The following is an 18559-nucleotide window of genomic DNA, read 5'->3' on the forward strand; positions in this document are numbered from 1 at the left end:
ATAACTAAAATTAAATAATTTAAATATGAAACTAATTAATAAAATTTCAAAAGCGTTTGCAGTAGTAACTGTAGCATTATTATCATTTTCTTGTGAAAGTGATTCAAATAATGTAATTGAAAAATATCCTACCATTGTAGAGATATTAGATGCTGATGCTGCAAATTTCAGCATCCTAAAAGCGGCTTTAGTAAAAACAGATTTACTAAATACATTCAGAAACCCAGGATCATACACGGTATTTGCCCCAAAAAATAGTGCTTTCATTGCGGCCGGAATAACGGAAGCTACAATAGCCGCTACAACAACAACTGCTGATATTGCTACCTTAAGAAGAATATTACAATACCACGTTTTATCAATAGGCACAATAGCTTCAGATTTTCCATCAAAAGGTTATATTTCTTCTTTTTCTCCTTTGGTTACAGGTTTTACTGCTGCATCAACGCCACCTCAACAAGCGCTAACTTCTACCTCAGTTTTTATTAGTATGTATGTAAATAAAACAAATGGTGTAGTTCTTAATGGTGGAAATACTAATGGCGGTGCAACTGTTTTACAAGCAGATATTAATGCAAGTAATGGAATTATACATGTAATTAGTAATGTGTTAAGTATTCCAAAAGTACACAACTTAATTATTGCCAATCCAGATTTGTCTAGTTTAGTAGGTGTGTTGACTTCAGCGCCACAAGCTGCAGTTTTAACTGATGTTACATCTGCAACGGGTCCTATTCCATCATCATCTGCATCATCATTATCTCGATTAATTTTTGCTCCAACTAATGCAGCTTTTTCTAGTGCATCGTTTTTAACAGGTCAATCGGATGCAAATATTACTAAAGTATTAAGATACCACATAGCAAACAATAATACTAGAGCTTCGTCTTCAACTGTTTTTGTGGCACCAGCAAGTGCACCTAATCCTCCTGTTACAACACCTTTGGTTATTAATACACAATTAACCGGTCCACAACAAACTATTTCAATAGCTGCTGGGACTGTAAAAATTGCTGATATTACAGCTGCTAATGCAACTATTAGAACCATTAATATTCAAGGTTCAAATGGTGTGGCACACATCATTGATAAAGTATTACAACCTACTTTATAAAAAAAACCTAATAAATTCTAAACCGTTCCAATTGATTTTGGAACGGTTTTTTTTTATCTTATAAAATCATACATTTACAAAAAAAATACAATATGGTATTAAGTAGATTTTGGTTGACTATTTTTATTTCTTCTATAGTGTTTATTATAGTAAGTTTATTTGCAGAAAACACGTATTCTGTAGATTATGTTTTAAATGGAAAAAAAGATGATCCTATTTTAATTTCGGAAAAGTTTTTAAAAGAAATCCCTGCTTTTATTAAAGATAGTATTCAAAAATCCGAAGAAAAAACGTTTACCATAAATAGAGATACACTAAATCCAGATACTACTTACGTTTATAAAAATCAAACCGTAAAAATTTACAGCGGCACACAAAAATCGGATGGTTTATTACCAACTTGTAAAAACAGTTTGTTCGATATTATTTTGCCTCTTATGGCCTATTTGGCTTTCTTTTGCGGTTTGATGGAGTTGCTAATAATTTCAGGCGCATCCGAAAAATTAGCCAAAAAATTAAGTCCTTTTTTCGCACAAATATTTCCATCTGTACCTAAAAATCACGAATCGGTTTCTTATATGACGTTAAACTTTGCTGCAAATTTCTTAGGATTAGATTCTGCAGCCACGCCTTTCGGATTAAAAGCTATGGAAAGTCTACAAACACTTAATCCAGAAAAAGACAAAGCCAGCGATGCGCAAATTATGTTTATGTGTTTGCATGCTGCAGGGTTAACTTTAATTCCAACATCTATTATTGGTTATCGTGCAGCAGCAAATGCGGAAAATCCAGCAGATGTTATGTTGCCTTGTATTATTACCTCATTTATAGGTACCATTGCTGCGCTATTAATTGTAGGAATTAAACAGAAAATAAACTTTAAAAGCGCTACTTTAATCGTTGGATTAATGACAATAATTGCTGCAATTACTGGATTATTGTTTTACGTAAACGGATTAAATTTAGTGGAAAAAAACTTCTTTACTTCAAATTTGTCGGGTTTAATGTTAATTGCAATTATTGGAATAACATTGCTTTATGCATTCACAAAAGAGAAGAAATTTGTAGAGCAAAAAACCACAATTTTTGACGCTTTTGTTTCCGGTGCCAAAAACGGATTGACTACTGGAGTTACTATTTTTCCTTATGTAATGGGAATGTTGGTAGCCATTTCTTTTTTTAGAAATAGTGGCTTGTTTGAAATTATGAGTAACGGCGTTTCTTTTGTATTTTCTAATATTGGCGTTAGCAAACAAATTACCGATTCATTACCTGTTGCTATGTTACGCCCTTTCAGTTCAAGTGGCTCGAGAGGATTTATGATTGATGCCATGAATACCTTTGGAGTTGATTCATTAACAGGAAGATTGAGCGCTATTTTTCAATGCAGTGCAGAAACTACTTTTTATGTAATTGCGGTTTATTTTGGAAGTATTAACGTAAAAAACACACGATACACTTTAGGAATTATGCTGTTTGTAGATTTAATTTGTGTAATTGCTGCGATTGCAGTGGCAAGTTGGTTTTTTTAGAGGGTGTATCTCCAAATTCCTGCAAGGTTTCCAAAACCTTGTAGGTATAAAATTATAAAAATAAACCAATAATACGCAAGTCCAAAAAGGTTATTGAAACCTTATAGTTGAAAAATAAACGCCAAATGAAACTTGAAATTTTAGAAAAAGACAAAGTTTATCACATCTATAACAGAGGTATTAATGGTGAAACTATTTTCAATACTGATGAAAATAAACGCTACTTTCTAAAACTATATTTGAAATATTTAGAATGTAAAGTAGAAACTTTTGCCTATTGCTTAATGGATAATCATTTTCATTTTGTGTTTCAAATTAATAATGAAAAAGAAGTGACACAAGCACTATCGAATTTATTTAACGCTTATGCAAAAGCATTTAACAAACAAAATAATAGAACTGGAAGTTTATTTGAAAAACATTTCAAAAGAATACAAATTGAAAATGAAGAATATTTAAAAAATGTGATTCAGTATATTCATCTAAATCCAAAACATCACTTGGATTTAGATTATAAAAGCTTTTCTTTTTCTTCCTACAAAGCAATTCTTTCAGATAAACCAACTCACTTATTAAGAAATGAAGTGGTTCATTTATTTGAAAATATAGACAATTTTATTTATTGTCACGATTTTAAAAATGAAATATTATCTGAAAAGCAAAAGCTAGAATAAAAAAATTGTTTTAAACATAAATAGCTATTAAATAACAAAATACGAAATAACCCTTCAAGGTATTGATAAACACCTACAAGGTCAAAAAAAGACCTTGCAGGTGAAACAGAAAACTTTTGGAAAGCTTGTGTGATATCCTTAACTTTACGCTTCAAAACTCAAACAAATGGACTTTATATATCAAGACCCGTATCCTATTTTAAAAGACGATACAACCTACAAAAAATTAACTTCAGATTTTGTAAAAATAGAACTACATGGCGATAGAGAAATCTTAGTGGTAGACCCAAAAGGATTAGAATTATTAGCACAAGAAGCCATGGATGACGTTTCTTTTATGCTACGTTCGGCACATTTACAAAAATTACGAAATATTATCGAAGACCCAGAAGCAACAGACAACGACCGATTTGTAGCCTATAATTTATTACAAAATGCGGCTGTAGCTGTAGAAGGTCAATTGCCATCTTGCCAAGATACCGGAACAGCAATTGTGGTAGCTAAAAAAGGTGAAAACGTGTACACAGGTGTTGAAGATGGCGAATGGTTATCGAAAGGAATTTACAATACGTACCAAAATAAAAACCTTCGTTACTCGCAAATTGTACCGATTTCAATGTTTGAAGAAAAAAACTCAGGTTCAAATCTTCCTGCTCAAATTGATATTTATGCGAAAAAAGGAAATTCTTATGAATTTTTATTTCTAACAAAAGGTGGTGGTTCGGCCAACAAAACCTTCTTATATCAAAAAACAAAATCGTTATTAAATGACAAATCATTAGAAGAATTTGTTCGCGAGCGCATTATGGATTTAGGAACAGCGGCTTGTCCTCCATATCACTTAGCTATCGTAATTGGTGGTACATCTGCAGAAGCGAATTTAGCAACGGTAAAAAAAGCATCAGCTGGCTATTATGACAATCTTCCCACTTCTGGAAATATGTCGGGTCAAGCGTTCCGCGATATAGAATGGGAAAAAAGAGTACAAATTATTTGTCAAGAAAGTCAAATTGGTGCGCAATTTGGCGGAAAATATTTAACTCATGATGTTCGTGTCATTCGTTTGCCTCGTCACGCAGCATCTTGTCCTGTTGGAATGGGCGTTTCGTGTTCTGCAGATAGAAATATTAAAGGGAAAATTACGAAAGACGGAATTTTCTTAGAACAATTAGAAACCAACCCAAGTCAGTTTTTACCAGCAATAGCACCTCATTTAGAGCCAGCAGTAGAAGTCGATTTAAACAAACCTATGTCGGAAATTTTGGCCGAATTATCGAAATATCCAATTAAAACCCGTTTAAAATTAAATGGCACATTAATTGTAGCTCGTGATATTGCACATGCAAAAATTAAAGAATTATTAGATGCTGGAAAACCAATGCCAGAGTATTTCAAAAATCATCCTGTATATTATGCAGGACCTGCTAAAACTCCAGACGGAATGGCTTCAGGAAGTTTTGGCCCCACAACCGCAGGAAGAATGGACGTTTATGTAGACGAATTTCAAGCTGCTGGCGGAAGCATGATTATGTTAGCCAAAGGAAACCGAAGCAAAGATGTAATGAATGCCTGTAACAAATATGGCGGTTTCTATTTGGGTTCGATTGGTGGTCCTGCGGCGATTTTAGCTAAAGAAAATATTCTATCGGTAGAAGTTGTAGATTTTGAAGAATTAGGAATGGAAGCCGTTCGTAAAATAACAGTGAAAGATTTCCCAGCATTTATTATTACCGATAATAAAGGAAATGATTTCTTTTCAAATTTGTAATTAACACACAATTAAATGTAAATTAATGTGTTAGAGAACAAATGTTAAAGTTTGGTAATTTAATATTCAGTTATTGTAATTATAACTTAAATCAATATATTTGCTTGCCTAAAGCATAAAGTTGCCTAAAAACAAATAAGATGAAAAATAAATTATTAATACTATTCTTAGTATGTACAAGTTTTTTTGGATTTGCTCAATCTGAAAAAGATATTATAAATATCACTAAAGATTACGATGTAGCGCTAATTAAAAGCAAAGCAAAGGAATTCAAAATTTTAGAAGAAAAGGAAAAAACAAGAGCTTATAAATATGCTCTGGAAAATAATATTCCATTAAGTTATACTGATAAAAAAGGAAACTTTCATCAATTAATGAAGTTAACACCTGATGGTTATCCGATATATTTTTCTACTGAAAATCAGGCCGCAGCAAAATCAACTAGAGCTATTCATTTGAATACTGGAGGGTCACTTGGACTTACTTTAAATGGTCAAGGAATGGTTGCACGAGTATGGGATGGAGGAAAAGTTAGAACGCAGCATAATCACTTCGGAACAAGAGTTGTCTGTGTTGATGATGCCGCTAGTACTGATTATAATTTTCATGCTACACATGTAACAGGCACGATTTTAGCAAACGGAGCAACAAATATTCGAGGAATGGCTTATGAAGCTTCTGGAAGAACTTTTGATTGGACGGATGATGAAACTGAAGTTCTTGATGAAGTATTGGGTGGAATGCTTGTATCAAATCATTCATATGGTGTTCCCATTACAGGGACTTCAGGAACAGCATTGCCTGCATGGTATATTGGTACTTATGATTCCGATGCAAAAAACTGGGACGAAATTGCATATTTAGCACCTTACTATTTAATGGTGGCATCAGCAGGTAATTCTGGAACCGATCAAAATAATGCTAATCCCATATCATATGGAATTGATAAACTTACTGGAAATAAAACGGCAAAAAATAATTTAGTTATAGCAAATTGTGAAGATGCGACTGTAAATACAGCTGGAAATTTAACGGCTCCAGTAGTAATTAATAGCTCAAGTAGTCAAGGGCCTACTGATGACAGAAGAATAAAACCGGATTTAACAGGTAATGGCACCAATTTATTATCTACAGGGAGTAACGGAAATTCTGCTACTACAACGTTAACAGGCACATCGATGTCATCACCAAATGTTGCAGGTACCTTAATACTATTACAACAACACCATAATAATTTAACTACTAAATTCATGAAAGCTGCTACCTTAAAAGGTTTGGCATGTCATACCGCAGACGATTCTGGAAATATTGGTCCAGATGTGGTTTTTGGATGGGGATTATTGAATGCTAAAGCAGCCGCGCAAGCTATTACTTCTAATGGATTAAACGCTTGGATTTCTGAAGAAAAACTAAATCAAGGACAAACATATACAATCACAGTAAAGTCTTTAGGAACAACTCCTTTAATAGCTACTGCTTGTTGGACAGATGTTCCTGGAGATGCCAATAATGGACAAAGAGAAGCTAATGATTTAACCCGTGCGCTTGTAAACGATTTAGATGTTAGAATTACAAGAAACGGAATAACGTATTTCCCATGGAAATTAGATTCAGACCCAACTCTAGATGCTATTAGAATTGGGGATAATAATATTGATAATGTAGAACAAGTAAAAATAGATTCTCCACCTGCAGGAGATTATGTAATAACAGTTACTCATAAAGGAAACCTTGTAACTAACAAACAAGATTTTTCATTAATAATTACAGGTGTTACTTCTGGATTTGCAATTATTCCTACTTCTAATGATCTTGAAGTTTGCGCTAATCAAGTGGCTACATTTACATTTAACTATACTCAAACAGGTACAACAACAACCAATTTTTCAACAAGTGGTTTGCCAAGTGGTGCTACAGCTGTATTTACACCATCATCAAGAAATTCGAACGGACCTGTTACGCTAACAATCTCAAATTTATCTTTAGCTAATCCAGGAAGTTATAATATTGGTATAGTTGGAAACAATGGTTTGGAAACAGAAACAAGATATAAATATTTAAAATTATTTAGCAGTACTTTTACGCCAATAGCAGGCTCTAATCCCGTTAATAATCAAGTTGGTGTTGCTACTACGGTAAATTTAGTTTGGAATGCTCTAGCAAATGCTGAATCATATAGATTGCAAGTTTCTACCTCTCCAAGTTTTGCAACAACAATTCTTGATATTCCGAATATAATTGGAAATTCTTATATAGTTTCCAATTTATTACAACAAACCAATTATTATTGGAGAGTATCACAATCAAATAGATGTGGTACAGAAAATCTTTCTAACGCAACAGTAAATAACTTTCAAACTGGTGTTTTATCTTGTGGAAATGAATTTTCTGCTACTGACTTTTCAAATGCAACAATAGCTAGTACTGCAAACGCAATAGCATCTGTACCAATTTTAGTTACTGGTGGATTAACTATCGGAGATTTAAATGTTGCTCTAAATATTACACACACCTATATTGAAGATTTTAAAGTAAAACTAACAGGACCCGCTTCAATTGGTAGCCCAGTAATTATTCTTTTAGATCAACCGTGTGGAGATAATGATAATGTAAACTGTACTATGGATGATAGTGGTATACCGGTTGCTTGTGGCGCCACAGCACCAGCATTAACTGGAAGTGTAATTCCTTCTGAGACCTTGACTGCGTTAAATGGATTAATTGCAGATGGAATTTGGACTTTAACAGTAGATGACCCTTATAATGGTGATGGCGGAACAATTAATTCTGTAAAACTACAAATTTGTAACATCCAAGTGCCGCTTGCAACTGAAGACACAACTTTTTCTAACTTAAAAATATATCCTAATCCAACAACTGGGATTGTAAATATTGATTTAGGTAATCAAAATTTAGAAAGTAATTCAATCGTAAAACTATATGATATACAAGGCAGAATAATTTCAACTAAAGAAATGAAAACCGCCGTAGATAATGTAAATATTTCTAATTTATCGGATGGCGTTTATATAATAACTATAGAAAACGGAAGTTCTAAAATAACCAAGAAAATTGTGTTAGCAAAATAAACATAAAAAGGAGCTCTAATTAGAACTCCTTTTTTTTTGTAAAAAACGCACTTTTAATTCCTGTTTATTTGTTGTCGTCTATACTAAATTTAGCAAGGCTAATAAATAAAACAAATCAAGTAGTACCGATAAACATAGCGTGTAGAAAGTTTACATAAAAAAAATCCCGATAAGTAAAATCTTATCGGGACTAAAGTATAAATACTATTTTTATTATTTTGAAGCTGGAGCAGCTACTGCTGGTGCTTCATTAACTTTAACTGTTCCTTTAATTGTAATTGTTTTCGGCATAGCATTTTCTTCACTAGTGATTACCGTAACGGTTTTGTGAAAAGCACCACCTGATGCAGCATTGTAAGTAGCTGTTACCGTTCCTTTTTCACCTGGTTTGATAGCTGTTTTTGTGTAATTAGTTGCTGTACATCCACAAGATGCTTTTACATCTTTTAAAGTAACATCTTTGTTTGTAGTGTTTATAAAAGTAAACTCATAAGATACTGGTTTTCCTTGTTCAATTGTTCCAAATTCGTGAGTTTCTTTTTCCCATTTCATTTGAGAGGGTGTTTGTGGTGCAGCTGGAACAGCTACAGGAGCTGGAGCAGCAGTTTGAGCAAATGAAAGTGAGCCCATAAATAATGCAATTGCAAGTAATTTTACTGTTTTCATAATTATTATAATTAAATTAGTTGTTTATTAACATCACAAATGTATTTATTTTTTTAATTAATGTTGTTAATCGACAGTATTTATTGTGTTAATGAGTTGTTAATGATTAATTTCGCTTGATAATTTATCTTAATATCGTTAAAAATTTAGAATATAAATGAAACTATCACGATTTAATATTGTCATAATAATTGGATTTCTCGCCATTGTAGGAGTGATTATTATGCAATTGTTTTTAATAAATAACGCCCATAAATTAGCAAAAAAAGATACTGAAGATAAAATATTCTTTGCATTACAAGACGTTTTAGAAAAACTATACAAAGATAATTTAACAGGTTTATTGGTTTCCAATCAGGTAGAAAAAGTGTCCGGAAATTATTTTACGGTTAATGTAAACTATGAATTTGAAAACACCATTTTAGAACATTATTTAATTTCAGAATTTGAGAAAAATAATTTAGATGTTGATTTTGAATACGCTGTTTATAATTGCTCTTCAGATAAAATGGCATTTAGTAATCACATCAATAGTAATGGGAAAAAAGAACCTATTAAATGTCCGAGTTGTTTTACAAAAAATCCTAAATACACCTATTATTTTGCTATTCGATTCCCGGATATTGAACAAAATTATTTTAAAAACTTAAATCAATATTGGATTTTTACTACTGTTTTGTTTCTGGTATTAATTATTTATGTGTATTCAGTTGTACTGATGTTAAAACAGAAAAAATATACCGAATTACAAAAAGATTTTATTAATAATATGTCGCACGAATTTAAAACACCGTTGGCATCGATTCTCATCGCATCAAATTATGTAAAAGAACAAAACGAAATAAAAGACAATCCGAAACTGAAAAAATACAATCAAATTGTTGTCAATCAAACAAAAAGGTTAAATGAACATATTGAAAAGATTTTATATGTTGCAAAAACTGAAAGCAAACAAATGCTTATTGATAAAACTACGTTTGAATTGAGACCCGTTTTAGACTTAGTAAAAGACAATATTCTATTAAAATATGACAAGGAAATTGATATCGATGTAATAACTACAAAAAAATATATTTTAAAAGCAGATGAATTTCACGTGTACAACATCCTATTTAATTTAGTGGATAATGCAGTGAAATATTCTGGATTATCGCCTAAAATTGAAGTTGTTGTTGCAGAAATTAACCAGCAACTTTCTATTCAGATTAAAGATAACGGTTGTGGAATTCCAACTAAAGATTTACCTTTCGTTTTCGATAAATTTTATAGAGTTTCGCGCCAAGACATCAAAAATATTGAAGGTTTTGGAATTGGTTTGTCGTATGTGAAAAAGATTTGCGACTTACATCTTTGGAAAATAACCATCGCTAATGATCCTGACAAAGGAATTGTTGTTACGATTATAATTAATCAAAAAGATTATGAGTAAAAAGAAAGTTTTATATATTGAAGACGAGGAAACGCTGGCGTTTTTAACTGTTGATAATTTAGAACAACATTTTGATGTAGTGCATTGCAGTAACGGGAAAATAGGTTTAAATATGTTTTTCAAAAACCAATTTGACATTGTAGTTACTGATATAATGATGCCTGAAATGGATGGATTTGAATTGGCTACCGAAATCAGGAAACGCAATCAGGAAATTCCAATTATTTTTTTATCGGCAAAAACGATGAAAGAAGATCGTATTAAAGGTTTAAAACTTGGCGCGGATGATTATTTAGTGAAACCATATTCGATTGAAGAACTAATTTTGAAAATTGAAGTCTTTTTACACCGAAGTCAAAAAAACACTGAAAAAGTCCTAAAAAGATATGAGTTTTCAGGTTTTATTTTTGAACCCGAAAATTATTTAATCAAAACCGAAACTACAAAAATAACGCTTACAGAACGCGAAGCGCAATTACTAAAACTGTTTTTAGACAACCCAAATACGGTTTTAAAACGCGAAAAAATTCTGATGGAACTTTGGGGATCCGACGATTATTTTTTAGGCAGAAGTTTGGATGTTTTTATTTCTCGTTTACGAAAAATAATAAAAGAAACACCGAATTTAGCTATTGAAAATATTCCGAGAGTCGGCTTTAAATGGGTTAGTGAATAGGAAAAACCCACAAAATTAGCCACACAGTTTGTCCTGCTGAAAGCATCTCTTATTTTTTCTCTTATATATTCCGTGACTTATTCATTTTTGTCTACATTTAACGAGTCAGAAGCTTTTTCATTTTCAGGTGTTTCTTTTGTTCTTTCTTTTACTTCTTCGTACCATTTTTCAAGATTTGGCGACATAAATTTTGAAACTTCTTGTACGGGTTGATAAAAAAGCGATTTATTTAAGGTTTCTTCTTTTACCAACATATTATTAGTGTTTATTTTTTGAAGTAAATTCAATAAAACACCTAACATTAAAATGGTTTTTAACATACTAAAAACAGCGCCTCCCAATTTATTTAACCAACCTAAATAAGCAAAACTTGCGATACTTGTAAAAAATTTAGCCAATAAATGAATGGCAATAAGTACTAAAATAAAAGTTATAGCAAAAGCAATAATTTCAATGTATTTTGGATTGGTTTTTATTTTTTCTTCTAAAGCCAATCGGACAATATGTGAAAATTTTATCGCTACAAAAATGCCCACAATTAAAGAACTGAAAGAAGCTATTTCTACAAAAAGACCATTTTTCAACCCATTATATATACTGTACCCTAATAAGACGGCAAAAACAATATCAATAAATTCCATAAATTATATTTATTTTATAAAAACAAAACTACAAAATGCAAACCTCAAATACTATCTTTGTAAAAAACTAAATACAAATGTCGAGAGATATACAATTAAAAGAACGCTGGGAAAAAGTAGTAACTTTTTTATCTGATAAATTTGCCGATGGTGAAGTATTAGATTTAGATGCGATTATTTATTTAATTGGCGTGCAAGAATTAGGCAAAATAAATATAGAATTCAAAAAGGACGAAAAAGTAAACCTAATGCATATTGCTATTTGTAAACTATTAGAGCCTTACGGATATTACGAATTTGAATTTTTCGATAAAGAGGGCTGGCCTCATTATAAAGTAATAAAAGAATTACCAGCACTAAAAGCAGGAGAACAATCGGTTTTAATGAAAGAAGCCATTGTAAATTATTTTTTAGAAAAAGAGATAATTAATTAGTGCTGAGTTGAAACTAAATGCAAATCACTTTTCACTAATCGCTAAAAAATACATAAATTTGTAGCTTATTACCCTTTTACGATGATAAACAAGATAAAACAACATATTGAAGAAGCTAAAGCGTTTCAAACTGAAGACAAAAGTACTTTAGAAGAATTTCGTATTAAGTACTTAGGAAGTAAAGGTTTGCTTAAAGATTTCTTTGCCGAATTTAAAAACGTACCAAACGAACAAAAGAAAGAATTTGGACAGGTAATAAACGAGTTGAAAAACACGGCAGAAGAAAAAGTAAAAGCCATCCAAGAGCTTCTTGAAACTAAAACGGAATCTATTAATGTATTTGGTGATTTATCTCGTCCAGGAAATCCAATAAATATTGGTTCGCGTCATCCGATTTCATTAGTAAAAAATCAAATTTTAGATGTTTTCTCAACCATTGGTTTCAATGTGTCTGAAGGTCCAGAAATAGAAGACGATTGGCACAACTTTACAGCATTAAATTTACCAGAATATCATCCAGCACGAGATATGCAGGATACGTTTTTTATTCAAACCAATCCAGATGTTTTGTTGCGTACGCATACCTCATCTGTGCAGGTTCGTTATATGGAAAACAACAAACCGCCTATTAGAACCATTTCTCCAGGAAGGGTTTTTCGTAACGAAGCCATTTCGTCTCGTTCGCATTGTATTTTCCATCAAGTAGAAGGTTTATATATTGATAAAAATGTGTCGTTTGCCGATTTAAAACAAACGCTATTATATTTTACGAAAGAAATGTTCGGAAAATCTAAAATAAGATTGCGTCCGTCTTACTTTCCATTTACAGAACCAAGTGCAGAAGTTGATATTTATTGGGGATTGAAAACAGAAACCGATTATCGAATTACAAAAGGAACAGGCTGGTTAGAAATTATGGGTTGCGGAATGGTTGATCCGAATGTGTTGAAAAACTGTGGTATTGACCCAAATGAATATACCGGTTACGCCTTTGGAATGGGAATTGAAAGAATTGCAATGTTATTGTACCAAATTGGCGATATTAGAATGTTTTATGAAAACGATGTTCGTTTCTTAGAACAATTTAAGTCAAGTTTATAAAATAAAAAATCCCGATAATCTCGGGATTTTTTTGATTTTGTTTTTACTTAAGTACACCTAATTGTGTTAAGAAACTCATATTATCCATAAAATCTTGTTCTTCAACAATTTTTCCGTCTACAATTTTTGCAATAGTACAACCTTCAATATCAACTGTTTTTCCAGTAGGTTTAATACCTGCAAAATCACCTGTGTGTGTCCCTTTAAATTGCCAATGTTTTACTAATTTTTCTCCATCGGCAAACATGCTTTTTACTGTAAATGTTCTGTCTGAAAAACCTGTAACAAAACCAGAATAATAGGCTTTAGCATTTTTAACACCTTTAATTTCAGGAACCGTATGCAGTACAATTGACTCAGCATAAGCCGTATCAAGTACATTAACTTTTCCTTCATTAATAACTTGATCCCATACTTTAGTATAAAAATCTACATTTTTTTTGGATACAGATGCCGTTTTATCGGCGTTTGACATACAAGATGACAATGAAATAGTTACCAGAACTAACAATACTATTTTTTTCATTTTTTTAATATTTAAATTAATATATTTTTCAAACCTACAAATATTACTTGTAAAAAGCAACTTATTAAATGTTAATATTCTTTTATCTTTTTTTAAAAAATTGTAATTTTGTATAATAAATTTTGCCCTCCCCAAAATGAAAAAAAAAGAATTCAGATCTACATGTGCTATTGCAGTCTCTGTTGATTTACTCGGCGATAAATGGTCACTCTTAATTTTAAGAGATATGCTTTTGCATCGAAAATCTACATTTAAAGAATTTTTAGAGTCTAAAGAAAAAATAGCTACGAATATTTTAACAAATAAACTTCAGTTTTTGATGAAAACAGGGTTTATTGAAAAATTGAATCCAGCTGGAACAAAAAAAAGCACCCGATATATTGCAACAAGAAAAGGAATATGCGTCTTACCTTTAATTATTGAATTATATCTTTTATCCATTGATAGTATAGATGAATCTGTATTTAATCCGATGCAAATTGCTATTAAAGCAGAAATAAAATCAGACCGACTACTTTTTGAAAATACAAGAAGAGAACGATATATTACGTTTCTTGAAACACTGCAAAATGCAAAAATAGAACAACAAAAAAGCCTTTAATTAAAAAGGCTTTTGTTTTTTTATTGAAATAAAGTAGTTAGTTCCGATGCATCGTACACATCCCAAACTTCATGAATTTTTCCATCTTTAATCGCAAATAGCATGTGATAATTTTTAATATTCACTTTTTTTGCTCCTTTCGCAAAGGTTACATCATAATAACAAATTACATAATTTGAAATACCTGTTTTTGGGTTAGGCTTATCATTAATAACCTCATGAAAAATAGGTTCGCCATTTACGCTTATAGCAATACCTTCTTTTTGTGCCATTTTTAAAGTTGCAATATTGTCTTCGATAGTAATGTCTTTTGAATTGTCATGCAATTTAGCATTAGGGATAAAAATTGACTTTAAACCTTCATAATCAAATTTCATTGCCATTTCATTTGCTTTTTTAGCTAAATTAATGTTGGCAGAACTATCCACTCCAATTGCGATTTGATGTGGATTTTTTTCTGTGGTTTCTTTTTCATTGTTTGGTTTACAAGCCATGAACAATGCACTCGACAATACAAGTACAACAAGTTGTTTTTTCATAAAATTACGTTTTAAGTTTATATTAAGTTGTTTCATTATTAAACAAATTTAAAATAATTACTTGTTTTTTACAACTAATTATTTATTTTTGTTTCAATTAATCTTAAAAAAAGAAAGAAATGAAAAAAGTAGTATTGATTATTAGTATCCTATTTTCAATAGGAACTGCTCAAGCACAAGACTTTGGCGGTAAATTTTTAGTAAAAGATTCTGAATTTTACAACAAACCTTTTGTGTTTTCAAATCGTGGAGAAACGGAAAAAATAATTGAATTTGTAAAAGCATACAACACTATGGATGCAAATAAATGCGCTACTTTTATTGCAGATAAATGTGTGGTTATTGGATTTGATGGTGTAAAAACCACATTAACAAAAGAGGATTGGAAAAACTATTTTGCTAATTATACCTCTATAAATTGGGAAATACTTTCAATCGTACCCTTACGAATTAAAGACACAGACCCAACTTCTGGAGTATTAGTAAACTCAATTGAGACAAGAGTAGGAAAAGATGGAAGTGTATGGAAAAAAGAATTAATCGAATTATTTGCGTTTGATTTGGATTTAAAAGTCAGTAATATAAATCAGTATTCTCAGGACATTCCAAAAAAATAATATAAATAAAAAAGCCTAACAGAAATGTTAGGCTTTTTTTGCTCCCCCTATTGGAGAAAGTTACAATTTTAATGCGATGATAATTTACTTAACTATAAGAAAAACAAATAGTTAAATATTATAACTTTTTCTAACAAGTAAGAAATAGAATTTATCAGAAAGTATTTTTCTAAGCTTTAATAGCATTGGACCTGGCTTACCAATAGGATATCTCATTTTATTATTATTGTCTGTTGCGGCAATAAAAATTGTTTTAGCAACAACCTCTGGCCCTTCTGCATCATTTATAACTTTTGCTGCTGCCACATTAAATTTTGAAATAAATACATCATAATCACTTGTATAATCAGGCTTAATGAATTTTCTACTTCTTCCATAAAAATCAGTTGCAATTGGACCAGGTTCAATAAGTTTTAATTTAATGTTGAATTGTGCTAATTCATAATGTAACGACTCTGTAAAGCCTTCAACTGCAAATTTTGTTGCATGATAAATGCTATATAATGGAAACGTTATTTTTCCACCCATACTTGAAATTTGAATAATTGTTCCGCCACCAGAGGGACGCATCGCCTTTATTGCCTCTCTTGTCACTCGCATTAATCCAAATACATTTGTGTTGAATTGGTTTTCAATTACTTCATCAGACATTGCTTCAAAAGCGCCATCCACTCCATACCCCGCATTGTTTACAACAACATCAATAGTCCCAAATTCTTCTTTTACTTTTTGAAATACTTTACTGATACTATCAAGGTTCGTAACATCTAAAGGATAAAGTTTGACATTATTAAAGGTCTTAAAGTCAGATTCCTTTTCAGGATTTCTTTGCGTAGCAATTACATTCCATCCATTTTTTGCAAATTCAATAACGGTTGATTTCCCAATTCCACTTGAAGATCCTGTAATTAAAATTGTCTTTTTCATATGATTATGTTTTAATTTAGTGCAAACTTAGTAGTATAAAATCAAACCTACAACATTAGAGTATAGTCTATAGTTGTTATTTTTTTAATATTTTTTATATTTGCATTATGTTAATAAATGAAATAGCTAAGAAAACAGGGATTTCTGCCCACACGATTCGCTTCTATGAGAAGTCAGGATTGATTGAAGGAAAGCGCGATGAGTCTATCAAAACAAACAATTATTTTCACTATGATGAAGAAACAATTGAAAAATTAGAATTCATTAGCGATGCTAAGTCAATTGGTTTCACAATAAGAGAAATTGGGCAACTCATAGATGCTTGGTACAAAAATAGATTTAGCAAAGAAGAAAAATTAAGTATTCTCGATGAAAAATTACATTCTCTTGAACAGAAGATGAAGGAGATTAAAGAAATGAAAAAACAAATAGACACATTCAAGAAAGATGTCCTAAACGACAAATGTTAATTATAAATAAAAAAGCCCTTACATTGCTGTAAAGGCTTTTTGCTTCTCTTGTTGACGACAGTTGTAACTATAATGCGATGAATTAGTATATCACTATTTTGAAATTGAAGGGTTGAACTTTATGTCAATTTGCAGGAAGTTTACTTCCCATTTTCTTGATTTCTATTCCCTCCAAAATGAATGATAGCAGTAAATGAAATAGTAGACACTTTTCTATCTATAGATTTAAATATTGAATTTAATCCCCATTCATATCTTGTTCCTAAACTGATTTTATTACTTATTTGGTGTCTAAAATCAAAGAACAGAGAAGAATAATTTGTTGTTTCACTACTTACGTCTTTGGAACCCGTTGTAGTCTTAAGTTCAGAGCTAAATAAATAGTTTTGCGCTAAACCAGAACTTAAATTCGACTTCTTTCCAATGTCAAACATTGGGCCAATATAGACGGCAAGATTGCCAGTTGTAAATTCTCCGCTTAAGCCTGGACTTATTGCTACATCACCATAATTACGGCTTGAACCATCCATCTCGGCATAGATAGATAGCCTATTGGTAATTTTTCTGCTGTAAAAAAAACCGCCACCTACGGCAACATTATTAAGATCATCATTGAAACCAAAAATATTAGTAGATAAAATAGCTCCAAACTTATTTTTTGATGGAGCAATCTCTTGTGCAACTGATGTTGTTATTGTTGCACAAAGTAATGCGAGTGTTAAAAATGATTTTTTCATAATTTGAATTTAAAGATTATTGATTTATTTAGAATTAAATTTTAATTTAAAATGATGCCAACCATTCAGCAGTTTTAGTCACTACTAATGGGTTAAATTTATCTTGCATAATTTGGGCATAGTTGCCTGAATGCTTAAGCTTAATCCCTTCCTCCATAGAACCTACTAAGGCAAATGCATGATCGGTATTTTCTAAAATAATTGCCTTAGATTGCTTGGCATTTTTTGCGTTTGTCCAACCAAGCATTGCGGTTGCATACTCTTTATCAATCGCCTCAAAATCGGAAGTTCCATATATGGTAAGGATTGGGCAGGTTACTTTTTCCCAGTACTTTTTAGGGTCTATCTTATTCAATTCTCTATTAAAAGCTAATGACCTATAAATAATGGTGTTGTCTTTTTCATTCCAGCCAAAAACTTGTTGTAGCACGGGATCATATTCTGGTTTATCTTTAATGATTTGCTGTGGTGTTTTATTCTCGTCAAAAATTGCTGTAATCACTTCTTTAGTGTAATTTTTATATTCTAAAGCTACTTCTGGACTATTGCCCGATTGCAACAAACTTCTGTTTATAATTTCGGGATAATAGCTTCCAAAATTAGTAGATAATGTGCCATAAACCATTGCCCCTTTAACAGTAGGATTAGTACTTGCAAGTATTGGTGTAATCATACCGCCCATACTGTGTCCAAAGAGGTAGATTTTTTTGGAATCGATGGTTTTGTTTTTCATTAAAGATTCTAAACCTGTTTGAAATTGCTCAAGTTCTTGATTAAAAGTCATTTGATCGCAAGTAGTAAACTTTCCCTCGCTATCACCTGATCCTGGTTTGTCAATCCGCATAACGGCATAACCTTTCAATGTCATTTCGTTGCAAAATTGTTCATAAGGGTCTTTTTCTGGTACTTCAATCACCGATTCGCACATATTTCCTTGAATAAAAAGGATAGCTGGTAATTTACCCGAAGCATTAACCGGTTTTGAGAGTAAGGTTCTTAAATAACCGAATGCTGTTTT

General features: G+C 31.5%; 19 protein-coding genes. 12 read left to right on the top strand and 7 right to left on the bottom strand.

Annotated features, from left to right (window positions below; genetic code table 11):
• The first annotated feature begins 25 nt into the window (after positions 1-25).
• The 5 genes from ACIQ16_RS08345 to ACIQ16_RS08365 all read left to right on the top strand — a co-directional run bounded on the left by ACIQ16_RS08345 (position 26) and on the right by ACIQ16_RS08365 (position 8177).
• Positions 26-1114: a fasciclin domain-containing protein gene (locus ACIQ16_RS08345; RefSeq protein ID WP_396150508.1), complete on the top strand. Its 1089-nt coding sequence runs from the start codon at positions 26-28 to the stop codon at positions 1112-1114.
• A gap of 92 nt (positions 1115-1206) precedes the next feature.
• Complete coding sequence (locus ACIQ16_RS08350; RefSeq protein WP_396150510.1) at positions 1207-2646, top strand: nucleoside recognition domain-containing protein; 1440 nt, start codon at positions 1207-1209, stop codon at positions 2644-2646.
• A gap of 125 nt (positions 2647-2771) precedes the next feature.
• Entirely contained in the window at positions 2772-3320 is a 549-nt protein-coding gene (locus ACIQ16_RS08355; protein ID WP_396150512.1) for a transposase, read from the top strand.
• A gap of 166 nt (positions 3321-3486) precedes the next feature.
• Positions 3487-5088, top strand: coding sequence for a fumarate hydratase (locus ACIQ16_RS08360; RefSeq protein WP_396150514.1), 1602 nt, complete (start codon positions 3487-3489; stop codon positions 5086-5088).
• Positions 5089-5228: 140 nt separating this feature from the next.
• Positions 5229-8177 (top strand): S8 family serine peptidase, encoded by a 2949-nt coding sequence (locus tag ACIQ16_RS08365; RefSeq protein ID WP_396150516.1) that lies wholly within the window; start codon positions 5229-5231, stop codon positions 8175-8177.
• 213 nt (positions 8178-8390) lie between these two features.
• Here the strand turns inward: ACIQ16_RS08365 and ACIQ16_RS08370 are convergent, their stop codons facing one another.
• Positions 8391-8843, bottom strand: a complete 453-nt coding sequence (locus ACIQ16_RS08370) for a DUF1573 domain-containing protein (protein WP_396150518.1) — start codon at positions 8841-8843, stop codon at positions 8391-8393.
• 157 nt (positions 8844-9000) lie between these two features.
• Here ACIQ16_RS08370 and ACIQ16_RS08375 point away from each other — a divergent pair, with 157 nt between their 5' ends.
• Positions 9001-10272, top strand: coding sequence for a sensor histidine kinase (locus ACIQ16_RS08375; RefSeq protein WP_396150520.1), 1272 nt, complete (start codon positions 9001-9003; stop codon positions 10270-10272).
• The gene (locus ACIQ16_RS08380) at positions 10265-10948 is read left to right on the top strand and encodes a response regulator transcription factor (RefSeq protein ID WP_396150522.1); all 684 of its coding nucleotides are present in this window, start codon (positions 10265-10267) and stop codon (positions 10946-10948) included. Before ACIQ16_RS08375 ends, ACIQ16_RS08380 begins: the two co-directional genes overlap by 8 nt.
• A 77-nt stretch (positions 10949-11025) precedes the next feature.
• Here the strand turns inward: ACIQ16_RS08380 and ACIQ16_RS08385 are convergent, their stop codons facing one another.
• Positions 11026-11589, bottom strand: a complete 564-nt coding sequence (locus ACIQ16_RS08385) for a CvpA family protein (RefSeq protein WP_396150524.1) — start codon at positions 11587-11589, stop codon at positions 11026-11028.
• A 77-nt stretch (positions 11590-11666) separates the two neighbouring features.
• On the opposite strand from ACIQ16_RS08385, the gene ACIQ16_RS08390 reads away from it, so the two are divergent.
• Both ACIQ16_RS08390 and pheS read left to right on the top strand, forming a co-directional pair.
• The gene (locus ACIQ16_RS08390) at positions 11667-12023 is read left to right on the top strand and encodes a hypothetical protein (RefSeq protein WP_396150526.1); all 357 of its coding nucleotides are present in this window, start codon (positions 11667-11669) and stop codon (positions 12021-12023) included.
• Between the two features lie 81 nt (positions 12024-12104).
• Positions 12105-13124: a phenylalanine--tRNA ligase subunit alpha gene (gene pheS / locus ACIQ16_RS08395; protein WP_291241797.1), complete on the top strand. Its 1020-nt coding sequence runs from the start codon at positions 12105-12107 to the stop codon at positions 13122-13124.
• Between the two features lie 43 nt (positions 13125-13167).
• On the opposite strand, the gene ACIQ16_RS08400 is transcribed toward pheS, so the two are convergent.
• Complete coding sequence (locus ACIQ16_RS08400; RefSeq protein WP_396150529.1) at positions 13168-13650, bottom strand: ester cyclase; 483 nt, start codon at positions 13648-13650, stop codon at positions 13168-13170.
• A gap of 136 nt (positions 13651-13786) precedes the next feature.
• Between ACIQ16_RS08400 and ACIQ16_RS08405 the strand changes: the two genes are divergently transcribed.
• Positions 13787-14251 carry a helix-turn-helix domain-containing protein gene (locus tag ACIQ16_RS08405; protein ID WP_291241795.1) on the top strand — a complete coding sequence of 155 codons (465 nt, stop codon included), beginning with the start codon at positions 13787-13789 and terminating at the stop codon, positions 14249-14251.
• Positions 14252-14271: 20 nt separating this feature from the next.
• On the opposite strand, the gene ACIQ16_RS08410 is transcribed toward ACIQ16_RS08405, so the two are convergent.
• The gene (locus tag ACIQ16_RS08410; protein WP_396150531.1) at positions 14272-14790 is read right to left on the bottom strand and encodes a hypothetical protein; all 519 of its coding nucleotides are present in this window, start codon (positions 14788-14790) and stop codon (positions 14272-14274) included.
• A 119-nt stretch (positions 14791-14909) separates the two neighbouring features.
• On the opposite strand from ACIQ16_RS08410, the gene ACIQ16_RS08415 reads away from it, so the two are divergent.
• Positions 14910-15407 carry a hypothetical protein gene (locus ACIQ16_RS08415; RefSeq protein ID WP_396150533.1) on the top strand — a complete coding sequence of 166 codons (498 nt, stop codon included), beginning with the start codon at positions 14910-14912 and terminating at the stop codon, positions 15405-15407.
• A gap of 111 nt (positions 15408-15518) precedes the next feature.
• On the opposite strand, the gene ACIQ16_RS08420 is transcribed toward ACIQ16_RS08415, so the two are convergent.
• Positions 15519-16334, bottom strand: coding sequence for an SDR family oxidoreductase (locus tag ACIQ16_RS08420; RefSeq protein ID WP_396150535.1), 816 nt, complete (start codon positions 16332-16334; stop codon positions 15519-15521).
• Positions 16335-16441: 107 nt separating this feature from the next.
• On the opposite strand from ACIQ16_RS08420, the gene ACIQ16_RS08425 reads away from it, so the two are divergent.
• Entirely contained in the window at positions 16442-16804 is a 363-nt protein-coding gene (locus ACIQ16_RS08425; protein ID WP_396150537.1) for a MerR family transcriptional regulator, read from the top strand.
• Between the two features lie 140 nt (positions 16805-16944).
• On the opposite strand, the gene ACIQ16_RS08430 is transcribed toward ACIQ16_RS08425, so the two are convergent.
• Both ACIQ16_RS08430 and ACIQ16_RS08435 read right to left on the bottom strand, forming a co-directional pair.
• Positions 16945-17541: a hypothetical protein gene (locus tag ACIQ16_RS08430; protein ID WP_396150539.1), complete on the bottom strand. Its 597-nt coding sequence runs from the start codon at positions 17539-17541 to the stop codon at positions 16945-16947.
• Between the two features lie 46 nt (positions 17542-17587).
• On the bottom strand, positions 17588-18559 hold a 972-nt coding region (locus ACIQ16_RS08435; RefSeq protein ID WP_396150540.1), incomplete at its 5' end, for an alpha/beta hydrolase family protein.

It is taken from the genome of Flavobacterium sp., from assembly GCF_044360715.1.
Taxonomy (GTDB): domain Bacteria; phylum Bacteroidota; class Bacteroidia; order Flavobacteriales; family Flavobacteriaceae; genus Flavobacterium.